At 49.4% G+C, this 1,600-nt stretch carries 1 protein-coding gene; it reads left to right on the forward strand.

Features of this window, described 5'->3' with window-relative positions:
- Positions 1–40 precede the first annotated feature (40 nt).
- Positions 41–1,573, forward strand: a complete 1,533-nt coding sequence (locus tag GBAG_RS21705) for an IS3 family transposase (protein ID WP_034500302.1) — start codon at positions 41–43, stop codon at positions 1,571–1,573.
- The last annotated feature ends 27 nt before the right edge of the window (positions 1,574–1,600 follow it).

A 1,600-nucleotide genomic window follows, 5' to 3' on the forward strand; every position in this document is an offset into this window, starting at 1 on the left:
GGGAGTGCGGACGTTTTCCTGGACCTTCAGGAGATAATACATGCATTCATATGAGGACCGGATTCGGGCTGTTGAACTCTATTATCGGTATGGTAAAAAAGCCTCTGTGGTTGTCAAAGAATTGGGGTATCCGTCCATTAAACAGCTCGGTCGCTGGGTGCGAATTTATGAAGAAACTGGCAACTTACCGAGAGAACTAAAATCGAGACAACGATACTCACATGCACAGAAAATTGCTGCTGTTGAGCATTACCTGACGCATGGTGGTTGTCTGGCGTTCACCCGGCGAGCCAAAGGCTATCCCAGCAATGAGTTGCTTAAACGCTGGATTGAAGAGCTTTATCCAAACCGGCGTCCTCTGGTCGTTCGCTCAAATACGAACAAATGCTTCACTCCGGATGAAAGATCTCAGGCTGTCCGTGATCTCTGCAACCGGCGTGGAACCGCCCTTAAAGTTGCACAAAGCATAGGCGTCAGCGTTCCGGTCCTGTACAAATGGAAGAAAGACCTGCTCGACGATGAGGCTTATCAATCCATGCGTAGACGTAAAGCAGCCCCTCAGGATAAAAGCCAGGATGCATTGATTGATGAAATTACCCGGCTTAAACAGCAACTTCATCAGTTACAGCTTGAACGTGACATCCTGACAAAAGCGAATGAACTGATAAAAAAAGACATGGGCATCAGCGTCCAGACCCTGAAGAACAGGGAGAAAACCCAGATCGTTGATGCCCTTAAGGATATCTATCCCGTCGCTGAATTGCTCTGTGTTCTGCAGCTAGCCCGGAGTTGCTATTTTTATCACAAAGCGAGCCAGCGTCTGCATGATAAGTATGCGGAAATACGCGTCGTCATGGGAAAGATCTTTGAAGGAAATTACCGTTGCTATGGCTACCGGCGTCTCCATGCAATGCTCAGGGAGAACAACACCTGCATCTCTGAAAAGGTCGTCCGCAGGCTGATGGCTGAGGAGCAACTCATCGTTAAGCGAGCTGGGCGGCGGCGATACAGCTCTTACTGCGGTGAAATAGGGCCGGCACCTGAAAATCTCCTTGCCAGAAATTTTCGTGCCTGCCGGCCAAATGAGAAGTGGCTGACTGATATTACCGAGTTCCAGCTTCCGGCAGGCAAGGTCTATCTGTCGCCAGTCATCGACTGTTTTGATGGCAAAGTAGTGAGCTGGTCGATAGGCCCGCGCCCGGATGCAAAACTGGTGAATGGTATGCTCGATGATGCGATCGATACTCTCAGAGAAAATGAAAGACCGGTAATACACAGTGACAGAGGCGGTCATTATAGATGGCCGGGCTGGCTGGATCGTATCAGTGCATCGGGTCTTATAAGGTCTATGTCGCGCAAAGGTTGCTCGTCGGATAACGCGGCGTGTGAAGGCTTCTTCGGGCGGGTCAAAAATGAAATGTACTATGGCAGAAACTGGAGCACCACAACGCTGGAAGATTTTATCTGCTTCCTGGACAGGTACATATGCTGGTATAACGAGAAGCGAATCAAGATCTCATTAGGTGCGATGAGTCCGGTGAAGTATCGGCAGCACCTAGGGATTACAACATAACCAGTCCAACAAAACATCCGCATCTCC

The sequence above is a fragment of the Buttiauxella agrestis ATCC 33320 genome, assembly GCF_000735355.1.
Taxonomy (GTDB): Bacteria; Pseudomonadota; Gammaproteobacteria; order Enterobacterales; family Enterobacteriaceae; genus Buttiauxella; species Buttiauxella agrestis.

Coding starts and splice junctions, on each gene's coding strand:
- GBAG_RS21705 (WP_034500302.1), top strand. CDS start 41: ATGCATTCATATGAGGACCGGATTCGGGCTGTTGAACTCTATTATCGG.